We start from the raw sequence: 22,202 nt of genomic DNA on the forward strand, positions 1-22,202 counted from the left end.
CCAGAAAGGCCGGTTCCCCGACCCGTCGGGTGGCCGGGGAACCGGCGCTCGGGCGGGCCGACGAGGGTGCGCCCTCTGTCTACCCTGGACCGCGACGGTAGCCCGATCGAGGGCGCTCAGCCTGGTGGCGATCCTGCTAGGCAACGGGGTGGGAGATGGACCGACGCGGACTCGGCGCGTTCCTGCGCGCCCAGCGGGCCCGGCTGCAGCCGGCCGACGTCGGGCTTCCGGAGGGCGGCGGACGCCGTCGCACGCCGGGGCTGCGACGGGAGGAGGTCGCCGAGCTCTCCGGCGTCTCCAGCACCTGGTACACGTGGCTCGAACAGGGCCGTCCGATCGTGGCGTCCGGCCAGGTCATCGACGCGCTGGCCCGTGCGCTGCAGCTCGACCCCGACCGGCACCGCCACCTGCGGTCGCTGGCCGGGCTGGCGCCGCCACGCACGACCACGCCCGGCCGCGACGCCGCTCCGCGGTTGCAGCGCCTGGTCGACAACGCGGCTCCGAACCCGGCCGTGGTCTACGACCAGCATTACGACTACGTCGTCTGGAACGAGGCGTACGCCCGGGTGCGCCACGACCCGGCGACGCAGCCGCCGGACCGGCGCAACGCGGTGTGGATGATGTTCACCGACCCGGTCAACCGGGCCCGCCAGCGGTGCTGGGTTCCCTCGGCGCGCGCGCTCCTCAGTCAGTTCCGCACGTCGGTCGGGCAGCGCCCGGAGGATCCGCGGTTCACCGATCTCGTCGACGCTCTGCTCGCGGCGAGCCCGGAGTTCCGCGAGTGGTGGCCGGACTACCTGGTGCGCGAGTACCGGCCGACGACACTCGAACTCGACCACCCCGACGCCGGTCGGCTGACGCTCGACCTCTACCGGCTGCGCCCGGTGGAGTTTCCCGACCTGCTGCTCGTGGTCCAGATACCCGCCACTTCGGACGATCGGCAGCGAATCGCACGGTTGCTCTGAGAGCCTGGGACGCATGTCCGTTCCTGATGCGGCGCGTGCTCTCGGTGGCACCGAGCAGCCGAACGCGGCCCGGATGTACGACTACTTCCTCGGCGGTTCCCACAACTTCGCGGCCGATCGAGCCGCCGCGGAGGGGCTGCTCTCGGTCGCCCCCGACGCCCGCGACAACGCCAGAGAGAACCGGGCGTTCCTGCGTCGCGTCATCGGCTACCTGCTCGACCAGGGCGTACGCCAGTTCCTCGACCTCGGCTCGGGCATCCCGACCGCGGGCAACGTCCACGAGATCGCCCACGCGCGTGATCCGGGCGCGCGCGTGGTCTACGTCGACGTCGAGCCGATCGCCGTGGAGACCAGCCGGCGCCTGCTGGCCGGCCAGCCCAACGCCGAGATCGTCCACGCCGACCTGCGCGAGCCCGGATCCGTGCGCGGCCAGGCGACGCTCCTGGACCCGGCCGAGCCGATCGCGGTGCTGGCGATCTCGGTGCTGCACTTCGTGCCGGACGCCGACGACCCCCGCCGGATCCTCGGCGAGTACCTGGCGCCGCTGGTGTCCGGCAGCCATCTCGCGCTGTCGCACGTCGTCGTCGACCAGGCGCCGCCCCCGGAGTCGGCGGACGGGCTCGCGGTCTACGCCCGCACCGCCACCCCGGTCACGTTGCGGGACTCCCGGCAGGTGACCGCGTTCTTCCACGGCCACCCGCTGGTCGACCCCGGGCTCGTCCCGGTCTCCCACTGGCGGGCCGACGGCTCCCCCGACCCGTCCGCCATCTTCGGTGCGGTCGCGAAGGTTCAGTACGAGTAGAAGCCGCGTCCGGACTTCTTGCCCAGCAGGCCGGCGTCGACCATGCGCAGCAGCAGCGGCGGCGGGGAGTACAGCGGCTCCTTGAACTCCTCGTACATCGACTCGGCGACCGACTTGGTGGTGTCCAGACCGATCAGGTCGATCAGCCGCAGCGGCCCCATCGGGTGGTTGGCGCCGAGCACCATGCCGTTGTCGATGTCGTCGGCCGACGCGAAACCCGACTCGAACATCCGGATCGCCGAGAGGAGGTAGGGGATCAGCAGCGCGTTCACCACGAACCCGGCCCGGTCCTGGGACCGCACGACGGTCTTGCCGAGCCGGTCGGTGGCCAGTTCCTCCACCCGCGCCCGCGTCTCGTCCGACGACAGCAGCGACGGGATGATCTCGACCAGTTTGAGCACCGGCGCCGGGTTGAAGAAGTGCACGCCGATGACCTGCGTCGGACGGCCGGTGGCCATCGCCAGCTTCATGATCGGGATCGACGAGGTGTTGGACGCGAAGATCGCGTCCGGCCGGGTGACGATCTTGTCCAGCTGGGCGAAGACGTCGAGCTTCAGCGCCTCGACCTCGGCGACGGCCTCGACCACGAGGTCCCGGTCGGCCAGGTCGTCGAGCGTGGTCGTGAAGCGGATGCGCGCCACCGCGGCGTCGCGGTCCGCGGCCGAAATCTTGCCCGCTTTGACACCTCGATCGAACGAGTGCCCGATTCGACGCCGTCCGGCATCCAGCGCCCCGGCGTCGACCTCCACGACCGTGACGTCGAGGCCGGCACGTGCGCTAACCTCCGCGATACCCGAACCCATCAGGCCGGCACCGACGACGCCCACCCGCTCGATCGTGCTCATGTCTGCTCCTTCCCGTTGTCTCAAGACCTACCACGGCTATGCGGTAACACCGTCATCAACTCGTTGGGCCGTGTACTCTCGTAACTCGCCGCTACTGATGCCGCACCGCTGCGGAATCGGGATCCTGCGGCACCGGCACGGCGACGAGTGGGGCCGATGGGTGGGTTCGTGAGCGTGCCCGACGTGATCGGTGACCGGTCCACGGGCTCGCGGGCGTCCGACGGCGCACCGCGCATACCCGGCCTTGTCCTTCTCGGCGAAATAGGTCGGGGCAACGACACCGTCGTCTACCGGGCGCGACGCGACGGGCCCGACGTCGAATCGATCCAGCAGTACGCCGTCAAGGTCCTCGGCCTGGCCGCGAGCGTCGGCGACGAGGCGCGGCACAAGTTCCGCCGCGAAGCCGCCGTGCTGGCCTGCGTCGACCACCCCGGGGTCGTCCGGGTGCACGCCGTCGGCGAGGTCGACGGCCGCCCCTACCTCGTGATGGAGCTGGTCGAGGGCCGCTCGCTGGCCGAGGTGCTGCACGGCGGGTGGCTCGACCAGGCGTCCACCGCGGTACTGGGCGCCGCGGTGGCCGACGCGCTCGCCGCCGCGCACCGCGTCGGTCTGGTCCACCGGGACGTCAAGCCGCACAACATCATGGTGCGCTCGGACGGCCGCCCGATGCTCGTCGACTTCGGCCTCATCGACTTCGGCCCGGCCGCGGCCGGCGGCGACGCACCGGGCCTGGGCATCCGCCCGTCCGGGGCGATCGCCGGCACGCTGACCTACACCTCACCGGAACAGTGCGGGCTGCTGCACCGCCCGGTCGACGGCCGGTCCGACCTGTACTCGCTCGGCGTCGTGCTCTACGAGTGCGTCACCGGCCGGCCGCCGTTCCTCGCCACCGACATCGGCGAGCTGATGCACCTGCATGCCACCACGGCTCCGCCGGACCCGCGGATGTTCCGGTCGGACCTGTCCGTCGGGTTCCTCTCGGTGCTCGGCCGGCTCCTGGCCAAGGACCCCGACGACCGTTACCCGGGTGCCCTCGCCGTCGCCGACGAGCTGCGGCGCCTGCTGCCCGACGCCGTGCCGCCACCGGCCGGCGTGGTGCCCGCCGGCATCGACGCGCGCTCGCCGCTGCCGCTCGTCGGCCGGGAACGCGAGCTCGCCGCCCTGCTCGGCTACTGGCGGCGCACGTCGGCCGGAACCGCGTCGCTGGTCGTGCTCGAAGGCGCGCCCGGTATCGGCAAGTCCCGGCTGGCCGAGCAGCTCGTCGTCGAGGTGCGGGCCAGGGCCAACGGCCGGCCGGGCCCGGTGATCCTCACCGCCAGGGCCACCGACGGCGCGGCGCCGCTCGCCGGGCTGCGCACCGCGGTCGACCAGTACGTCCGGACCGTCGAGCGATTACCCGACGGGGCCAGGGCGGAGGTCCACCACTGGCTGGCCACGGCGGCCGATCCGGTGGTGACGCTCCTGCAGCCGCTGTCCCCGGCGCTGACCGGGCTGCTCCGGCTGCCCGAACCGGCGGCCGACGAATCCGGGCAGCACCAGTTCCCGGCCGCGGTCGCGACGTTCCTCAGCGAGCTCGCCCGGTGCGCCGGCGGGCTGCTCATCCGGGTCGAGGACGCCCACGTGCTGGACTCCGCCAGCGCCCGGGTGCTCGCCCAGATCCTGGCCGAGCGCGCGGGCAACCCGGTGTTCGTCCTGGCGACCTCCCGCGGCGTGGCCAACGCGACCAGCCTGATCGCGTCGGCGGAGATGCAGACCCTCGTCGACGAACGGATCCTCCTCGGTCCGCTGCACCCCACGGCCGTCGCCGAGCTCGTCGAGCGGCTGTCCGGCCGGATGGACCTGGGCCGGGAGTTCGCCGAGCGCATCGCCACCGCCGCGGACGGCAACCCGCTGGCGGTACTTCAGTACTTCCGGGCCGCGGTCGAGGGCGGACTGATCCGGCCCTCCTGGGGCCGCTGGATGGTCGATCTGGACGGTCTGGCCAGCGTCCGTCTGCCCACCGACGTCGTCGCGTTCCTGATCGGGCGCCTCGAGCAGCTCAGCGCGCCGGTCCGCACGATCCTGGTCGTGGCCGCCGCGCTCGGCGTCCGGTTCGACCCGGCCATGCTCAGCGCGGTCAGCGGAGCGTCGGCCGAGGACGTGCGCGTCACGCTGGACGAGGCCGGCCGGCTGCGTGTCGTCGAGCGGCGCGGCGGCGGCGACTACGGCTTCGTGCACTCCGGCATCCGGCGCGCGCTGCTGCGCGGAGCCGACCGGACGTACCTGCGCGCGGTGCACCAGGCCGCGGCCGAACTGCTCACCCCGCGCGACCACGCCGGCCCGGTCGACCCCGGCCGGATCTACTCGGTGGCCCGCCACCGGATGAACGGCCAGGTCGAGCGCAACCCCGGCGCGGTGGTGCAGGCGTGCGCCGACGCCGCCAGGCAGGCGCTGGCCGACTACTCGCCGATCGACGCGGTGGGCTACGCCGACGAGGCCGAACGGGTCGCCACCACCTACCGGCTGCCACTCCCGTACCGCTTCGACGAGCTGATCGGCCTCGCGCTGCACCAGAGCGGCCGGTACGCCGAGGCGCTGGACCGGCTCGGTTCGGCCGTCGACCGGGCCGACGACCCGCTGGACCGCGGCCGCCTGCTGATCGACGTCGGGCAGGTGCACCTGAGCCGGTGGGACCCGACCGCGGCCGACCACGCGTTCGGCTGGGCGCTGTCGGTGCTGGGCCACCCGCTGCCGCGCAACCGCACCGCGCTCGCGCTCTCCAGCGGCCTGTCGGCGCTCGTCGCGGTCACCCGGATGCGTCGGGGGCGCAGCCCCGGCACCGCCAGCGGGCCGGAGCGCGAACGGTACCGCCTGGTCGCCAGGGCGCTGGTCGGGCTGGCCAACAGCGCCCAGTTCGGCATGCGTCCCCGTCAGGTGCCCACCTACGCGCTGCGGGCGCTGCTGCCGGTCGCCCGGATCGGGCCCACACCGGAGTACGTCGGGGTGTTCGGGCTGCTCGGGATGGCGAGCGCCGCCACCGGCCGCCGCCGGATCGCGCGTCGGCTCTTCGCCCGCGCCCACCAGGCCGCCGACGCGCTCGGCCAGCCGCAGCTGACCGCGCAGACCGCGCTGCAGGAGCAGGACGCCCGGTACCTGATCGGCGACAACGCGCCCGACCGGGCCGCCGCGCTGCTCGGTGAACGCGGCCAGTGGCTCGACCTGTTCCTCTACCTCAACGGCACCGCGGTGTTCTGCTGGCAGCGCCTGGTCCGGGGCGACGTGGTGACCGCGCTGGCCGCGTACCGCGGCGGCGCCCAGCGCCTGACGCTCAGCGACGAGGACGATCCCGCGTTCGCGCTGGTCGGTGCGGCGGTCACCGCGGCGTGCGGCCGGCTCACCGACGCCAACGAGCAACTCGCCCAGCTGCGCGAACTGGTCGCCGCGCGCGAGGGCGACGTGTCCGGGCTGCGGGTCAACACCGTGATGACCGAGACCCAGGTCGCGGTGGAGTCCGGCGACGTCGGTGAACGCTTCGACGCCACGCTGGCCGGGTTCGCCCGGATGGGGCTCCAACCCGACGAGCTCCTGCCGATCCAGCGGACGGTCTACGTCTATCAGGCCTACGGACGGCTCGAGCAGTGTCGGCGTGACCGGCACCGCCGCCGCGCCGAAGGTGGCGACGCGCAGGGCGTCGGAATGCGGGACGAGAAGCTCGACGCGGCGCGGCGGGCCGTGGCCGACCTGGCCACCGCCGCACGCGGGCGCAGTTTGCAGGCGCACGCCCTCGTGGCCAAGGCCGAGCTCACCCGGCTGGAGGGCGACCCGGCGGCCGCGCTGGAGGCCGCGCTGGCGGCGGCCGGTCCGATCCGGGCGGCCTCGTCGGCGCTGGCCGAGTACGAGGCGGCGCGGGTGCGCGCGCGGGCGCTGATGGCGCTGGGCGATCCCGGTGCGGCGCGGCGGGCGGCGCGCGACGCGATCGACCTGGCCACCGAACACGGGTGGCCGCACCGCTCGGACTGGGTGCGGCTGGAGTTCGAGTTGGCCGGCGAGTCCCCGGTGGGCACCTACGACCCCGACTGGGACATCTCGCGCTCGGCCGCCGACCGCGAGCGGCTGGCCGCGCTGGAGCAGGTCAGCAAGGCCGCCGCCGGTGAGCTGGACCTGCTGGGGCTGGCCCGGGTCGGGCTGGACGAGTCGATCAAGATCCTGCGGGCCGAACGGGGCCTGCTGTTCCTGATGGACGACGAGACCGGGCGGCTCGAGCTGTGGCTGGGGCGCGACGCACGCAAGGAGGACCTGCCCGAGCCGGGCGGGTACGCGACGACGCTCGTCGACCGGGTGCGGATGACCCGCCACGAGCTCGTGATCACCGGCCCGGAGGACGGTGCGGCGCTGGGTTCCGGCAGCGTGCTCGAGTACGGGCTGCGCAGCGTGGTGGTGGCCCCACTGGAGCTCGACGGCCACCTGCTCGGCGTCGTCTACCTGGACAGCCGGGTCGCGACCGGGGTGTTCCGGCCCAAGGACGCCGGCATCCTCACCGCGATCTGCACCCACGTGGCGGCGGCGCTGGAGACGGCCAGGGCGGCCGAGCTCGCGGCCGGCGTCCGCGCCGTGCAGCAGGAGCAGAAGACCGCTGACCTGCTGCGGATCGCGATGACGAGCGTGTCGGGGACGCTGGACCCGGCGATGGTGCTGATGCGCATCCACAACGCACTGCGGGCGATGCTCCCCGGCGACGTGTCCTGGCTGGTGGAGCGGGACGCCGACGGGACGCTGCGGCTCTCCGGCGAGGCCGGGTTCGAGCAGGTCAACCTGGCGACGCTGAAGCTGCTGCTCACCGTCGACAGCCCGCTCGTCGTGCCGATCGACGGACCGTCGAGCCTGCTGGTGGTGCCGCTGACGATCGCGGAGAACCCACCGGCCCGGATCGGCGTCGTGCTGCTGGCCGCGGACGGCGAGGACGCGTTCCGCGACAGCCACCTCGGCCTGGCCGAGGCGCTGGCCACGCACGGCATGACCGCGTACCAGAACGCGCTGCTGTTCCAGGAGGTCACGCGGCTCGCGACGCTCGACGGGCTGACCGGCGTGGCCAACCGGCGCCACTTCTACGAGGAGGCCGGTGCGATCGTCGAGGCCGGCGGGCCCACCGCCGCGATCATGGTCGACATCGACCACTTCAAGCAGGTCAACGACGGGTACGGGCACGGCGTCGGCGACCAGGTGATCGCCGAGGTCGCCGCGCGGCTCAAGCGGGTGCTCGACTCGGGCGGCTGGCTCGGCACCGGGCTCGCGCAGAGCGGACCGGCCGGAACGGCGGCCGCGCTCGGCCGGTACGGCGGCGAGGAGTTCGCGGTGGTGCTGGGCGGCGCGGCGGCGGAACGGGCGGCCCGGGTGGCGAGCGGGCTGCACGCCGCGGTGCGTGAGCGGCCGGTGGAGACCGACACCGGGCCGCTCCCGATCACGGTGAGCGTCGGCGTGTACAGCGCGGCGGGGACGGACCTGTCGGCGTTGCTGGGCTCCGCGGACGAGGCGTTGTACGCGGCGAAGCGGGGCGGGCGCGACCGGGTGGTGGTCGGCAACCGGACGCTTCCGGCGGACGCGCAGGACTCGGCCTGAGCGTCCGCCGGTGCCGTCTCAGGTCGGACCGACCGGACGACCCAGACCGGTCTCCGTCTCCGGGTTCGACGCGCCCGCACGGACCTGGGGTCCGCCCTCGGCGGGGTCGTCGGCCAGCGGCGCCGGGCGGCCGACCTCCTCGGCCAGCCGGTCGCCGACCTCGTGCTCGGTGAGCGCGGGCAGCATCGTGTCGACCTTCGCGTCGGCGGCCAGTTCGTCGTAGGTCTCGTGGACCTCCTGCTCGATCTTCTCCCGGGGGACCTCCCCGTCGTAGCGCTCGTCGAACCGGTCGGTGATCCGGTCGAGAACGCGGTCGGTGTCGTCGAACGGCGTTGGTGTCGTCATGGATCTGCGCGTACCCGCCCGGCGCGACCATTCGGTGAACATTTCACGGACGGAACGTGACCCGGGTGGCGTACTGGTTCGTCAGGTAGTTCAGCTGGGACGCCCGCGTCACCAGCGTCGACCCGCCGTTGAACCGCAAACCACGGAAGGCGACGTCGTCGAGCACGCCGTTCGGGTTGCCGGTGATCACCGTCGGTAGTGCCTGGGGCGCACCGGCGAACGTCACGTAGTCGACGTCCACCCCGGTCAGTGACCCGGTCCCGGTCACCTGGAAGCCCAGGTACCGCTCCTGGCACTCCTCGACGCGGACGTCGGTGTAGTTGACGTCGCGCACGTCACCGTCGTCGCGCACGAAGATCGAGATCGCGTCGCGGGCGTAGGGGTCGCTGCGCGCCAGCTTGTGGATGATGTCGACGTCCTCGTAGAAGATGCCGCTGATCGAGGCGCCGCTCTCGCGTCCGATCTCCAGGCCGTTGCCGGCCCGCCCGTTGAAGACCACCGAGTCGTGGACGTAGACCTGGCTGGTCGGGCCCGTCCAGGTGTCGTCGGACATGCTGCTCTTGATCGCGATGCCGTCGTCGTAGCTGCGCACGAACGCCCCGTCGACCTCGACGTTGCTGGACGCGACGACGTCGATGCCGTCGGGCGTGCCGGTGTCGTCGTCGTCCCGCCAGTTGATCACCTTGATGTTGCGCAGCGTGACCTGCTGGGACTTGCGGGCCACCACGCCCCAGTGCTTCTGGCCGAGGAAGATCGGGCCGTCGATCGTCACCCCGGTGGAGTTGTTGATCCGCAGCGGGCGGCCGTGGTCGACGACGGCGGTGGAGTCCACGATGCCCCGGCCGGTGACCGCGGTGCCGTCGGCGCCGGCACCGCCGTCGCTGTCCGAGCCGATCCGGATCTTGCCGCGCAGGATCGCGCCACCGGCCAGGTAGAGACGGGTTCCGGGCGCCACCGAGTAGGTACCGGCGACCCCGGTGGAGCCGGGGACGATCTGCCCGGACGAGTCGACGGTCCAGTAGCCGGGGCCGACGTACTTCGTGGTGGCCGTGTCGCCGGTCGGCGGGTTGGACTCCAGCGGGTTCGCGAACAGGAACAGCGGCGGGTAACCGTCGGTGTCCGGATCGATCTCGAAGCTGTAGGAGCCGGCCACCGGGATCGTGAACCGGAACGTCCGCGGCGCCAACCGGGTGACCCCGACCGCGGCGTCCCGCGGGCGCAGCACCGGCGTCCGGGAATCCTTGCTGGTCGTGACCGTCACGGTGACCGGCCCGCCGCCGAACGAGAAGTTCGTGAAGGCGCCCAGGCCGGTGGGGTGGACGAAGGACGGCCGGCCCGCCACCGAGACCGAGTACTGGCCGGTACCCGGTGCGCCCGCCGGTGCGGGATAGGTGACGACCGTGGCGGCGCTCGCCGGCTGGGGTCCGATGGCCATCGCGCCGGCCAGCAGAGCCACCGCGACGATGATGCGTCGTAAGTAGTTCATGCCTCTGGGGAACGAGGGGCGGAACGCGCGGTGATGGCGGTGGACGGTTCGGGCATCGAGGACTGGCCGGAGCGCCCATCTCGCGGGTGGGCCCGAGTATCCAGATGCGAACGGCGTCGTGTTCGCCGGGGGAGCCTGATCCACCGAAGGGTGTATCCGCCCGTCGCCTGTCCAGTTTGAGTCGCTGTATGTCTACTGCGCACTTCGGCGATCGGGTGCCAAGAATGTCATCGGCGGGGCTGAACCATCCTCCCCGTATTTCCGTGGTGACGATGCGCTATGGGTCACGCGGCGTACTTACCCGGGGTGAGAGGGGCGTTCCGATGCGTGCGGGTTTGGCTCTGGCCGTGCTCGTTGCGGCTTTGGCCTTCGGTGTACCCGCGGCGGCCGAGCCTCCTCCCTCCGGCGGGGCCACCTGCCCGCCCGGTGAGGACTGCTCGGTGAGCGCCGAGCGGCCCGGAGGAACACGTCCGCGGCCCCGTCCGCCGGCTCCGGAGAACCCCGGGCCGCGCGGCCCGGTCGAGCGGGCCTGCAACAACCCCGCGTTCTGCCCGCCCGCCGAAGGGCAGCCGGCCGAGGCCGAGAACGCTCAGCAGGTCGCGCTGCGCGAGTTCGCGACGATCCCGATCAAGGGCCCGCAGATCGGCGTGGCCCCCGACCCGGGCGGCTCCGGCCTGGTGGGGCTGCCGGTCTGGCTCTGGACCGCGGTGACACCGCAGACCTGGGGCCCGTTCACCGCCACCGCCGCCGTACCCGGCCTGACCGTGACGGCTACCGCGGTGGCCACCCGCATCACCTGGAACATGGGCGACGGCAAACAGGTCGTCTGTGACAACCCGGGCACGCCCTACCTCGCGTCGTACGGCAACAAAGCCTCACCGAACTGTGGCTACCGCTACGCGCGGGCCGGCACGTACACGGTCACCGGCACGACCGACTGGGTCGTCACCTGGACCGGCGGCGGCCAGACCGGCCAGATCCCGCAGACCCGCGAGACCACGACCACGATCCGGATCGACGAACTACAGGTGGTGACGCAGTGAGCCACACCGCGACGCAGACTCCGGTCACGTCCGGGCCGGTGCCGGCGCCCCGCGTGGTCGGCCAGCGGCGGGTGCGCACGGGGCACCTCGGCCTCGCCGTGGCCCTGGTCGCGATCGGCGGGCTGCTGGCGGCGTTCGCGTTCTACGCCGCCACCCGCACCGGCGACTTCCTGGCCGTGGCCCGACCGGTGGCGGCGGGTGCGACGATCACCGACGCCGACCTCGCCGTGGTCCAGGTCAACAGCGCGTCCGGGCTGACCCCGCTGGCGGCGTCCCAGCGGGGGTCCGTCGTCGGCAAGCGGGCCAAGGTCTCGCTGGTCCCCGGCACCCTGCTCACCGCGGCCCAGCTCACCGACGAGGAACTGGTCGGGCCGGGCCAGCAGCAGGTGGGTATCGGGCTGAAGCCGGAACAGATGCCGGCGTCGCAGCTGCGCCCCGGGGACAAGGTGCGGTTGGTGGCGTTGGCGGCGCCGAACTCGTCGTCGTCCTCGTCGTCGTCCTCGTCCGCGGAGACGTTCACGGCGACCGTCGTCGGGGCCTCGCCGCGGCGGGAGAACCAGGAGCGCACGGTCGTGTACGTCGCGGTGTCCTCCGCCGACGCGGCCGAGGTGGTCGAGCTGGCCGGATCCGAGCGGCTCGGTGTCGTGCTCACCGGGACGCGCTGATGGCGCTCATCGCGCTCGCGTCCGCGAAGGGCTCGCCGGGCGTCACGACGGCCGGGTTGGCCTTCACGTTCTCCTGGGCCGCGCGGACGGTACTGGCCGAATGCGACCCCTCCGGCGGCTCGGTGCTCGCCGGCTACCTGCAGGGACAGATCGAAGGCGGCCGCGGTCTGATGCCGCTGGCCGTGGCCGATCTGCGTCACTCCGGGGCCAACGACCGGCTGGAGAGCGAATTCTGGGCCCAGCTCGTCGACCTCGCCCCGCCCGCGCGGCAGCGTCTGCTGCTGGCCGGGCTGACCGACCCGGCGCAGTCCGGCACGTTGGCGCCGCTGTGGAACCGGTTCGCGGGCTTCTTCGCCCAGCTGGAGTTCGGCGACCCGCCGTTCGACGTGATCGTCGACTGTGGCCGGTTGGCCGCGCCGGCCACTCCGTGGCCACTGCTCTGGGCGGCCGACGCGGTGCTGCTCGTCGTGCGTCCCACGCTGCCCTCGGTGTCGGCGGCGGTGCCGACGCTGTCGGCGATCCGCGCCCAGCTCAACGAGCGGACGGCCAGCCTGTCCTCGCTCGGGCTGGTGCTGACCGGGGCCGGGCCGTACTCGGCGTCGGAGGTGTCCGGGCAGCTCGGCGCGCCCGTGGTGGCGACGTTGCCGGACGACCGGCGGACCGCTGACGTGCTCGGGTTCGGAGGGGACGTGCGCCTGTCCCGCCCGCTGCTGCGTGCCGCGGCCGGGGCCGAGGGGCGGGTACGGGCGTTGATCGCCGACCACCGTGAGCAGGTGCCGCGCCGGGCGGTGCGGAGGGCGGTGGGCACCGGTGGCTGACGCCGACGAGGGCGCCGCGCCGGTGGATCCGCTGGCGGTGCCGATCGAGGAGTACGACGCTCCGCCGCCGGCGACGGGGTTTCCGCGTCCGTCGGCGACGGAGTTTCCGCGGCCGCCCGCGCCTGGGTCTCCGCAGCCGCCGGAGGGTGGGTTTTTCGGGCCGCCGGACGGTGGGTTTTTCGGTCCCTCGGGGCGTGGGGTTTCGCGTTCGCCGGAGGGTGGGGGTTCGCCGGGGGCGGAGGGCAGGCCGGTTTCGGGTGGTCCGGTGCGGGTGTCGCCCGGCACTACGGTGTTTCCGGCGGGCGCGGATGCGGCGGGGTTCGGTGGTTCGGGCCGCTCGGACGCCGTCGGGTCCGGTGACGTTCGGGGCGCCGGTGGTTCTGCGGGGCTCCGCGGGGCGGCTGGGCTCGGCGAGTCGGTCCCGCACCGCCCGGCGGACCGCCCGGTTTCGGGGGGACTCGTTGCCGGTGGGGCGGAGCTCGGCGAGCCGCCGTTGGGTGGGCCGCCGTGGGACGGATCGCTTCTGGGCGGACCGTCTGCGGGCGGGTTGTCCGCGGGTGGGTTGTCCGCGGGTGGATCGTCGGTGGGTGGGGTGTCCGCGGGTGGGGTGTCCGCGGGTGGATCGTCGGTGGGTGGGGTGCCGCCGGATGGGTCGTCGGGGGGAGGGGCGGGGCCGGCCGGCTACGCCGGAGCTGCTCGGGTGGGGTCGGTGGCCGCGGGGTATTCGGTGCCGCCGCCTCCCTCTCCGTCGGGGCCGTCCGCGGCGGGTATGCCTTCGAGCGCGCTGCACTCAGCGCTGCCTCCCACGCCCCGCCGCCCGTCCGAGGCCTTCCGCGTCGACCGCGACCCTCCTCCGCGCGGTGCGCTCGAAGCCGGCAACACGCAACCACTGACCACACCGCCCCCAGCCGACGCACCCGCACCACACGGAGACCCGTTCGGCGCCGCCGCTCCGCGTACCGGTGACCAACTACGCGGCGAAGCACCGCGGGCGACCGCGCCGGGCGGGGACGTGCCGCGTGGAACTGCGCCCGGGGTGACCGGCCCGAGTGGGCACGGGGCGCGGGGTGACGGGGTCGGGCGGGGCGGACCGCACGTCGGTGGCCCGGCGGGAACCGGGCCGGCTCGGGGCGCGGGGCGGGCGGCTGAGCTCGGGGGCGGGGCGGGCGAGCCCGAGGTGATGTTCCTGCCGCCCTCGGTGGTCGAACCCTCGCCGCGCCGGCTGCCACCACCGCCGCCACACCTGCAGGGCGGGCCGCGTCACGCGGCGCCGGTCACCGCGGTCGACTACTCCGCGGTGCGCCTGCTGGGGCGTCAGATCAGCGAACGCCTGTCGATGTGGCTGCGTAACCACCCCGAGGCCGCCGACGACGATCGCCGCCGGGAGCGGGACCGGGTCGCCGGTCAGCAGGTCGCCGAGTGGGTCGACGCCCAGCGGCGGGCGGGCGTGCCGCTCGGAGCCGGCGACGAACGGGCGCTGCTCGACGCGGTGGTCGCCGACCTCGTCGGGCTCGGGCGGCTGCAGGCCCTGCTCGCCGACCCGACGATCGAGGAGGTCCACATCCTCGGCTGCGACCGCGTCCGTATCACCCGCCGCTCCGGCGCGGTGGAGTCCGGCCACCCGATCGCCGAGTCCGACGACGAGATGGTCGAGATCCTCCAGACCGCGGCCCGCCGCGCGGGGTCCACCGAGCGCTCGCTCTCCACCTCCCGTCCGGTGCTGGACCTCCAGCTCCCCGACGGGTCCCGGCTGGCCGCCGTCTACCAGGTCTCGCACCGCCCGTACGCGGTGATCCGGCGCCACTCCACGTTGGACGTGACGCTGCCGGACCTGGCCGGTGGGCGCGGTGACCTGTCGGAGATGATCGACCCGCTGATGGGCGAGTTCCTCTCGGCGGCGATGCGCGCGGGCCTGAACATCATGGTCGCGGGCCTGGCCGGCGCGGGAAAGACGACGCTGCTGCGTGCCCTGGCGGCCGAGATCCCGCGGCAGGAGGCGTTCGTCGTCCTCGAGGAGTCCCGCGAACTGGGCCTGCACGCCTCGCCGCGCCACCCGTGGGCGATGAGCTTCGAGGCCCGCGAAGGCCACGGCGAGCGTGACCTGGCCGGGCGTCCGGCCGGTGAGGTGACGATCGCCGACCTGATCCCGCTGTCGCTGCGCCTGGGTGTGCTGCGGGTGATCGTCGGTGAGGTGCGTTCCCGCGAGATCGTGCCGATGCTGCAGGCGATGACGACCTCACGCGGGTCGATGTGCACGATCCACGCCCGCACCCCGCAGGCGGTCACCGAGCGGATCATCGAGCTCTCGCTCTCGCACGGCAAGGACATGACCGTCGAGCTGGCCCGGCGCATGGCCGGCAACGCCCTCGACCTGGTCGTCTACGTCACCGTGCAGGACGAGACGCCGATCGGAGGACGCAAGCACCGGTTCGTCTCGCACATCGAGGAAGTGGACGGGGTGATGGCCGACCGGGTCGCGACCACGACCGTGTTCGGCCCCGGCGTGGACGGCCGGGGTGTGCCCAAGCACCTGCCGGGCCGCATCCGCGATCAACTCCTGCGTGTCGGTTACGACGCCCGCGCGCTGGCCGGGTGGATCGAGGCCGGGCACGGGGCCTGGCGCCAGCCGCTGGACAGCCTGCTCAACCGGGTTCCGACGACCACGGCGGGGGTGATGGTGTGAACCTGCGGCTGATCGCCGGCATCGGCGGTGCGCTCGTGGTCGGAGGCGTCGTGCTCGGCGTGTTCGCGCTGGTCGGCACCGCGCGGCCGCCGCGCCCGACGTCGTCGTCGGTGTTGTGGTGGAGGCGGGTGTGGAACGGCGCCGGGTTGAACGCGCACGACCGGCGGATACGCCGGGCTTTGCTGCTCGGTTCGCTGGCCGCGGGGGTGCTCGGGTGGCTGTTCACCCGGATGCCGATCGCCGGGCTGCTGGCGGCGGTGGCCGTGCCCGGTGTGCCGTGGCTGTTCACGGTCGGCAACAGCGAGAAGCGGGCGATCCAGCGGATCGAGGCGGTCGGCGAGTGGACGCGACGGCTCAAGGACATCTCCGCGACCGGGGTGGGGTTGCAGCAGGCGATCGTGTCGTCCACCGCGACCGCGCCGGCCGCGATCTCCACCGAGATCAGCACGCTCGCCGCCCGGCTGCAGGCCGGCTGGAACGGGCGGATCGCGATGCTCCGGTTCGCCGACGAGATCGCCGACCCGGTCTGCGACCAGGTCGTGGCCGCGCTGATCCTGCACCTGTCCGACCGCGGCGAGCACCTCGGTGACGTCCTCAACTCGATCGCGTCCGCGGCGGCGGCCGAAGTGGCCACGCGGCGTGAGGTGGAGGCGAAGCGGACGCAGCCCCGGTTCGCGGTGCGTTTCCTCACCGGTCTGACGGTGCTCGTGCTGGTCTACGGGGCGAGCCGGCCGGACTACATGGCGCCGTACGGAACCACCACCGGGCAGCTCGTGATGGCCGGGCTCGGTGGCGTCTTCGTCGCGTTGCTGGCGTGGGTGCGTGCGATGAGCCTGCCGCCGCGGGCGCCCCGGTTCCTGTCGGTGCCGTCGGACGGTGACCAGTGATCGCGACCTGGCAGTTACCGGCCGCGGTGCTGGGCGGCGCGGCCGTCGGCGGCGGCGCGTTCCTGCTGGTGCGCGAGGCGCTGCCGGCCGTGCCCGCGCTCGGTCCGGCGTTGCGTCGGCTGCACGAGTCGCCGACCGACTCCGCCGGATCGTCGACGTCGCTGTTGTCCGGAGTGGCGCGCCGGATCCGCGTTCCCTCGCGTGACCTGGCGTTGCTCGGGCGCACGCGTGAGCAGTACCTGCTCTCGCTGCTGCTCTCCGCACTGATCGGGCTCGCGACGCCACCGGTGGCCGGCTTCATCTTCGCCGCGGCCGGCATCCGGCTGCCGGTGACGATCCCGGTGGCGGCCGGGCTGGTGTTCGCGGTGTTGTTCGTGGTCGTCGCCCACCGGGACGTCGTGGAGAAGGCCGCGAGCGCGCGCGCCGAGTTCGTCCGGGCCGTGTGCACCTATCTGGACCTGGTCGCGCTGCAGCTCGCGGCCGCCCACGGGCCGGTGCAGGCGCTGGAGCAGGCCGCCACGGTGTGCGACGGCTGGGTCTTCCAGCGGATCCGCGAGGCCCTGCTCCGTGCGCAGCTGCAGATGCGCTTCCCGTGGGCCGAGCTGCGCCTGATGAGCCAGGAGATCGGCGTCGCCGAGCTGGGGGACGTCGGCGCGATCATGCAGTCGTCCGGCACCGAAGGTGCCCAGGTGCAACAGACGCTGCGCGAGCAGGCCGACTCGCTGCGCGACCAGATCCGCACCACCGACCTCGCGAAGGCCGAGTCGATCACGTCCCGGCTCGACATCCCGGGTGCGGCGCTGGTGTTCGTACTCGTCCTCTTCGTGCTCTATCCGTTCATGACCCGCATCTGAGGGAGTCGCATGATCAAGCTGTACGTGGCGCTGTGTCTACGGGTGCAGGAGCTGACGCGGGAGCGCGACCGCGGCGACGGCCCGGTGCCGACGTCGATCATCATCGCGGGGCTCGCGGTGCTGGCGGCCGCGGTCGTGGCGTGGGCGACGACGAAGGCCAACAACGCGATGAACTCGGCTCCGTAGATGCGTGCTTTCCGCCGGGTCCGGGGGGAGCGGGGATCGTCGCCGGTGGAGCTGGCGATCCTGGCCCCGGCCGTGCTGCTGGCGTTGTTCGCGTCGATCCAGGTCGCGGCGGTGTTCATGGCCCGTTCGGTCGCGCTCTCGGCGGCGCAGGAGGCCGCGACCGCCGAGCGTGTCGCCGGCGCTCCCGCGGGCGCCGGCGAGGACCGGGGGCACCGTTTCCTGTCCCGGGCCGGCGACTGGCTCGACGCCGGCCGGGTCGACGTGCGCCGCGACGGCGAGCAGGTGACGACGACCGTCACCGGCCAGGCGATCTCGCTGATCCCCGGTTTCACGTTCACGGTCACCGAGACCGCGCGCGGTGAGGTCGAGCGGTTCACGACCGACGACGGGGACGCGGCGCCGTGACGCCCCGCCCGGACGGGGAGCGCGGGTCGATCGCGGTGGAGTTCGCGATCCTCGTGCCGGCGTTCCTGCTGCTGATCGCGGTGGCGGCGGTGATCGGGCGGCAGACCGTCGCCCAGACCGCGATCGAGGGCGCCGCGCACGACGCGGCCAGGGCGGCGTCGATCTCCCGGACGGCCGGCACCGCCCAGGCCCGCGGGAACGACGCCGCGAAGAGCGTGCTCGACGCCCAGGGCCTGCACTGCGACCCGGTGACGATCACCGTCGACACCAGCCAGTTCGCCCGACCGGTCGGGCAGGCGGCCGCCGTCACCGCGACCGTCTCCTGCTCGGTGGCGTTCTCCGACATCGCGATCCCCGGCCTGCCCGGCAACCGGACCCTGTCGGCGACGTTCACCAGCCCGCTGGACGTGTACCGGAGCCGATCGTGAACGACGACCGGGGGAGGGTCAGCGTCTTCTTGGCGATCGCGCTCGCCGGGGTGCTGATCCTGATCGGGATGGTCGCCGACGGTGGCGCGCGGCTGCGAGCGATGCAGCGTGCCGACAACATCGCCGCCGAAGCGGCCCGCGCCGCCGGGCAGGGAATCGACGGCGGCACGGCGATCCCGGGCGGCGAGAAACAGCTCGACCCCGAGTTGGCGAGCCAGGCCGCGCGCGAGTACCTCGCCGCCGCCGGCGTGCCCGGCACGGCGGTGGTGGGCGAGGACGGAAAGGCCGTCACCGTCGAGGTCACGATCACCCGCGACACCGCGATGCTCAGCCTGATCGGGATCACCACGATCCGGGTCACCGGCCGGGCCACGGCAGTACTGCGCACCGAGTGAAGGAGGAGGCGTCGATGAGCTCCACGTCCACGGCCCGGCGTCCCGGCCGGGCGGGCGGTCCCGGTCGGGCGGGCGGTCCCGGTCGGGCGGGCGGTCCCGGTCGGGCGGGCGGTCCCGGCCGGGCGCGGCAGGTGCTGTCCGGTCTGGTGGCGCTGGCGGTGCTGGTGGGCGCGCTGGTCGGCGTGCCGGTGCTGCTGGCGGTGCTCGGCGGCAACCCGCTGCCCGACCACGTGCCGTCGCTGGCCGAGGCCGGCCAGGCACTGACCTCACCCGACGACGGAACGCTGTTCCTGCGCGCGCTGACCGTGGTGGGCTGGGCCGGGTGGGTCACGTTCGCCCTGTCGGTGCTGGTGGAGGTGCCCGCGGCGGTACGACGCCGGCCGGCGCCCCGGTTGCCGGGCTTACGAACCCAACAACGGATAGCGGCGACGCTGATCGCGGCGGTCGCGCTGATCGGGAGCTCGTCGGCGGTGGCCGGTGCGGCGACGCTGCCCGCCTCGATCGGGACCGCTCCGGTGGTGACGAGCTACGCGGGCACCGCGCCGTGGTCCTCGGCTTCCCCGCGCGATGCCGGCGCGACCCACGGGGCGGCGGTTCACGAGGTGGGGGCCACCGAGGCGGGCTGGAGCGGTGAGGATCGAGCGGGTGCGCCCGGCTCGGTAGGCGGCCGGGAGGCGGGGGGTGATTCCGGTGCGCCCCGAGCCGGTGCCGTCGACGAGGGTGGGTTCCGCGAGGGTGGGGCTCAGGCGGGTGGGTTCCGCGAGGGTGGGGCTCAGGCGGGTGCGTTCCGTGAGGGCGGAGTGCGGCCGGGTGGGTTCCACGAGAGTGGGGCGCGGGAGGGTGCGTACCACACGGTGCCGCCGTTGCCGGTGCGCACGGTGGTGTTCGTGGGGGAGAACGGTGGTGTGCCGGGGAGCGCGGTTCGGCCGGTGGCGGCCGGGGGGAGCACGTATGTGGTCGCACCGGGGGATCGGTTGGCCGACGTGGCCGCGCGGTTCCTCGGTGACCCGGATCGGTATCCCGAACTGGCCCGTTCGAGCGGACTGTCCGATGCGGACCAGATCCGGCCGGGGCAGCGGATCGTGTTGCCGGCCGAGGCGCATGACCGGGGCGCGTCGCAGTACGCGGCCGGGCCGGTGCAGAAGGCGGGCGACAGCTACGTCGTAGCGCCCGGGGACCAGTTGTCCGACGTGGCCGAGCGGTTCCTCGGTGACCCGGATCGGTATCCGGAGCTGGCGACCGGCAGCGGGCTCGCGGATCCGGACGAGATCCGGCCCGGCCAGCGGATCCAGCTACCGCCCGGTGCGCAGGACCGAGGCTCCGACAACCACGCCACCGGCCGCGTCGCCGCCGCCCCCACGAACCCAGCCACGCCCTCCACCCCGGCCCCCGGTAACCCGGCCCCGCCCGCGCCTTCCGCCCCAACACCAAGCACCCCATCTCCCCGCACACCAGCTCCATCAATCCCTCCAACCAAGCCCGCGCCGAGCACGCCTGCCCCCAGCGCATCCCCGCCGACTTCGCCCGGGCCGCGTACTTCTGCGCCGGGCCAGGGGGCGCCGGGAACGGCTGCACCGTCCGCTCCCGCGCCGAGTGCGGCTGCGCCTTCAACTCCCGCGCCGCGCACGCCGGCGCCTTCGGCCCCCGCGCCGAGCGCGCCTGCGCCGAGTGCATCTGCGCCGGCTTCGCCTGGGCCGCGTACACCTGCGCCCGGGCAGGGAGCGCCGGGCACTGCTCCGCCCACGGCTCCCGCGCCCAGCGCACCCGCGCCTGGGTCCAGCGCACCCGCGCCTGGCATGCCTGGGCCCAGCGCACCCGCGCCTGGCACGCCTGCGCCTGGCACGCCTGCGCCTGGCACGCCTGCGCCTGGCGTGCCCACGCCGAGTGCGCCTCGGCCGAGTGCGCCCGCACCTGGGCCGCGTACGCCTGCGCCGGGGCAAGGGGCACCGGGTACTGCGGCCCCGACTGTCCCTGCGCCCAGCGCACCTTCGACCACCCGGCCTGCTCCGGGCCCCGGAGCACCAGGTTCGGCTGCGCCCAGCACTCCCGCGCCGCGCACGCCCGCCCCTGGCGCGCCCGCCCCTGGCACGCCTGCGCCGTCCGCACCCACGCCGGGCGCTGGGGCGCCGCGCACCGAGGCGCCGGGCACGGGCGCCCCGGGAAGGCCCACGCCCAACCCGGATCGGCCGGGCCGGCCCGCACCCGGCGAGGGTGCACCAGGCACCGCGGCCCCGAGTAACTCTGCGCCGGGCAACTCTGCGCCGGGCAACTCTGCGCCGGGCAACCCCGCGCCGGGCAACCCCGCGCCGGGCAACCCCGCGCTGCCGAAGCCGAGCACCGCCGCCCCAAGCACACCAGGCCCGAGCGCACCGGGCACAACCACCCCAAACCCGGATCGGCCAGGCCTACCCGCCCCTGGCGAAGGCGCACCAGGCACCGCAGCCCCAGGCACCGCAGCCCCAGGCACCCCCGCCCCGGCCACCCCCGCGCCGGGTATCGCAGCCCCGGGTACCGCAGCCCCGGGCACCGCAGCCCCGGGCACCGCAGCACCGCCCGAGCAAGCTCCCACCAACACCCCGAGGCCGGACTCCGACGCGTCCACCCCTGCCCCCCACCAGAACGGCGATCCGCGGACCCAACCCACCTCCCACAGCGAAGAACTCTCGCCGCTGCTGCCGATCGGGGTTCCCCTCGCCGGGGCCGGCCTGCTCGCCGCGCTCCTGCTCGCACGCACCCGGCGTCAGGAAGCCGTCGTCGGCCGTCACCGGCGTCACCGCGGCACCAAGACCCCTCCCACCCGGAAGAAGACCCCCACGATCGCCCGGGACGGGTTCGTCGCCGCGCCACCCCGGCCGCGTAGCTCGATCGAACCCCCGCCCGCCGCCAAACCGGACGCCAACCAGCGACTCGACACGGCTCTGCGTGCCCTCTCCACGGCCCTGGCCGACCGGGACGCCGACACGATGCCCGACGTCACCGGGGCCTGGGTCGAGCGCGGCGTGGTCCGCCTCGTTCTCGACCGGCCGTGCCCGAACCCGCCCGAGCCCTGGACCGGCGGAGAGCTCTCCTGGGAACTTCCGGCCGACGCCGAACTGCCCGACACCACCGGGGTGCCCGCCCCGCTCCCGATGCTGGTCACCGTGGGCACCCGCGGCGCGGCCGCGTTGCTGCTCGACGTCGAGCGGCTCGGCGTCCTCACGCTCACCGGCGACGCCTGGCGCGCGGACGACCTGCTCCGGCACGTCGGCGCGGAGCTCGCGGGCAATCCCTGGAGCGACGACCTGGAGATCCTCGTCGCGGGCCTCGACACCGAGCAGGCCGACAACCTCGCGATGATCGGCGACGGCCGGATCGAGCCGGTCGCCAGCATCGCCGACGGCATCGGGCGGATGCGTCGCCGGGTGTCGCAGGCGCTGGGGTTGGAGCCCGACGCGCCCGGTCGCCACGCCGCGAAGGACGACGTCGAGGACGACGAGTGGGTGCCGACCGTGCTGCTCGCGGCCGATCCCGACCTGGAGGAGACGATCGCGCTCGGTGAGTTGGACGCCGAGTTGACCACCACCGGCCGGTGCGGGGTCGGCGTCGTCGCGTCGATCCGCGGTGACCTGGGGCGATGGCCACTCGACATCACCGGGGACGGCGCGATGTCGGCGGCTTTCCTCGGCGTCAGGGAGCCGGAGCTGCTCGCGGCGCGACTCTCGCCCACGCGGCTGGGGAGCCTCGCGGAGTTGTTCGTCGACTCCGCGCTCGTACCGAAGCACCCTTGACCTCAAGCGAACTTCACCTCGCACGATCGTCGG

Annotated in this window: 17 protein-coding genes; 14 read left to right on the plus strand and 3 right to left on the minus strand. The window is 73.9% G+C overall.

Going from position 1 to position 22,202, the window contains the following annotated elements:
• Window positions 1–155 precede the first annotated feature (155 nt).
• Together ABD437_RS27585 and ABD437_RS27590 are read left to right on the plus strand one after the other, a co-directional pair.
• Window positions 156–965, plus strand: a complete 810-nt coding sequence (locus tag ABD437_RS27585) for a helix-turn-helix transcriptional regulator (RefSeq protein WP_344651853.1) — start codon at window positions 156–158, stop codon at window positions 963–965.
• A gap of 13 nt (window positions 966–978) precedes the next feature.
• Window positions 979–1,767: an SAM-dependent methyltransferase gene (locus tag ABD437_RS27590; RefSeq protein ID WP_344651854.1), complete on the plus strand. Its 789-nt coding sequence runs from the start codon at window positions 979–981 to the stop codon at window positions 1,765–1,767.
• Here the strand turns inward: ABD437_RS27590 and ABD437_RS27595 are convergent.
• On the minus strand, window positions 1,755–2,612 hold the full coding sequence (locus ABD437_RS27595; RefSeq protein ID WP_344651855.1) for a 3-hydroxybutyryl-CoA dehydrogenase: 858 nt from the start codon (window positions 2,610–2,612) through the stop codon (window positions 1,755–1,757). The two genes, ABD437_RS27590 and ABD437_RS27595, sit on opposite strands and share 13 nt — an antisense overlap.
• A gap of 168 nt (window positions 2,613–2,780) precedes the next feature.
• On the opposite strand from ABD437_RS27595, the gene ABD437_RS27600 reads away from it, so the two are divergent.
• On the plus strand, window positions 2,781–8,207 hold the full coding sequence (locus ABD437_RS27600) for a protein kinase domain-containing protein (RefSeq protein ID WP_344651856.1): 5,427 nt from the start codon (window positions 2,781–2,783) through the stop codon (window positions 8,205–8,207).
• A gap of 18 nt (window positions 8,208–8,225) precedes the next feature.
• Here the strand turns inward: ABD437_RS27600 and ABD437_RS27605 are convergent, their stop codons facing one another.
• Both ABD437_RS27605 and ABD437_RS27610 read right to left on the minus strand, forming a co-directional pair.
• Window positions 8,226–8,552, minus strand: a complete 327-nt coding sequence (locus ABD437_RS27605) for a three-helix bundle dimerization domain-containing protein (protein WP_344651857.1) — start codon at window positions 8,550–8,552, stop codon at window positions 8,226–8,228.
• Between the two features lie 43 nt (window positions 8,553–8,595).
• The gene (locus ABD437_RS27610; RefSeq protein WP_344651858.1) at window positions 8,596–10,038 is read right to left on the minus strand and encodes a glycosyl hydrolase family 28 protein; all 1,443 of its coding nucleotides are present in this window, start codon (window positions 10,036–10,038) and stop codon (window positions 8,596–8,598) included.
• Between the two features lie 440 nt (window positions 10,039–10,478).
• Between ABD437_RS27610 and ABD437_RS27615 the strand changes: the two genes are divergently transcribed.
• The 11 genes from ABD437_RS27615 to ABD437_RS27665 all read left to right on the plus strand — a co-directional run bounded on the left by ABD437_RS27615 (window position 10,479) and on the right by ABD437_RS27665 (window position 22,169).
• Window positions 10,479–11,081, plus strand: coding sequence for an ATP/GTP-binding protein (locus tag ABD437_RS27615; protein WP_344651859.1), 603 nt, complete (start codon window positions 10,479–10,481; stop codon window positions 11,079–11,081).
• Window positions 11,078–11,746 (plus strand): SAF domain-containing protein, encoded by a 669-nt coding sequence (locus tag ABD437_RS27620; RefSeq protein WP_344651860.1) that lies wholly within the window; start codon window positions 11,078–11,080, stop codon window positions 11,744–11,746. Before ABD437_RS27615 ends, ABD437_RS27620 begins: the two co-directional genes overlap by 4 nt.
• A complete protein-coding gene (locus ABD437_RS27625) occupies window positions 11,746–12,564 on the plus strand; it encodes a CpaE/TadZ family protein (RefSeq protein WP_344651861.1) in 819 nt (272 codons plus the stop codon). The genes ABD437_RS27620 and ABD437_RS27625 overlap by 1 nt, the downstream gene beginning before the upstream one ends.
• Before the next feature lie 1,180 nt (window positions 12,565–13,744).
• Window positions 13,745–15,247, plus strand: coding sequence for a TadA family conjugal transfer-associated ATPase (locus ABD437_RS27630; protein ID WP_425558263.1), 1,503 nt, complete (start codon window positions 13,745–13,747; stop codon window positions 15,245–15,247).
• Window positions 15,244–16,134, plus strand: a complete 891-nt coding sequence (locus ABD437_RS27635; RefSeq protein WP_344651863.1) for a type II secretion system F family protein — start codon at window positions 15,244–15,246, stop codon at window positions 16,132–16,134. Before ABD437_RS27630 ends, ABD437_RS27635 begins: the two co-directional genes overlap by 4 nt.
• Window positions 16,134–16,988 carry a type II secretion system F family protein gene (locus tag ABD437_RS27640; RefSeq protein ID WP_344651910.1) on the plus strand — a complete coding sequence of 285 codons (855 nt, stop codon included), beginning with the start codon at window positions 16,134–16,136 and terminating at the stop codon, window positions 16,986–16,988. Before ABD437_RS27635 ends, ABD437_RS27640 begins: the two co-directional genes overlap by 1 nt.
• Window positions 16,989–16,997: 9 nt before the next feature.
• Window positions 16,998–17,174, plus strand: a complete 177-nt coding sequence (locus ABD437_RS27645; protein WP_344651864.1) for a hypothetical protein — start codon at window positions 16,998–17,000, stop codon at window positions 17,172–17,174.
• Complete coding sequence (locus ABD437_RS27650; protein WP_344651865.1) at window positions 17,175–17,579, plus strand: TadE/TadG family type IV pilus assembly protein; 405 nt, start codon at window positions 17,175–17,177, stop codon at window positions 17,577–17,579.
• Entirely contained in the window at window positions 17,576–18,007 is a 432-nt protein-coding gene (locus ABD437_RS27655) for a TadE family protein (RefSeq protein ID WP_344651866.1), read from the plus strand. The genes ABD437_RS27650 and ABD437_RS27655 overlap by 4 nt, the downstream gene beginning before the upstream one ends.
• Window positions 18,004–18,402 (plus strand): hypothetical protein, encoded by a 399-nt coding sequence (locus tag ABD437_RS27660; protein WP_344651867.1) that lies wholly within the window; start codon window positions 18,004–18,006, stop codon window positions 18,400–18,402. The genes ABD437_RS27655 and ABD437_RS27660 overlap by 4 nt, the downstream gene beginning before the upstream one ends.
• 2,963 nt (window positions 18,403–21,365) lie before the next feature.
• A complete protein-coding gene (locus tag ABD437_RS27665; protein WP_344651868.1) occupies window positions 21,366–22,169 on the plus strand; it encodes a hypothetical protein in 804 nt (267 codons plus the stop codon).
• Window positions 22,170–22,202: the final 33 nt, after the last annotated feature.

It is taken from the genome of Cryptosporangium japonicum, assembly GCF_039524755.1.
Lineage (GTDB): Bacteria > Actinomycetota > Actinomycetes > Mycobacteriales > Cryptosporangiaceae > Cryptosporangium > Cryptosporangium japonicum.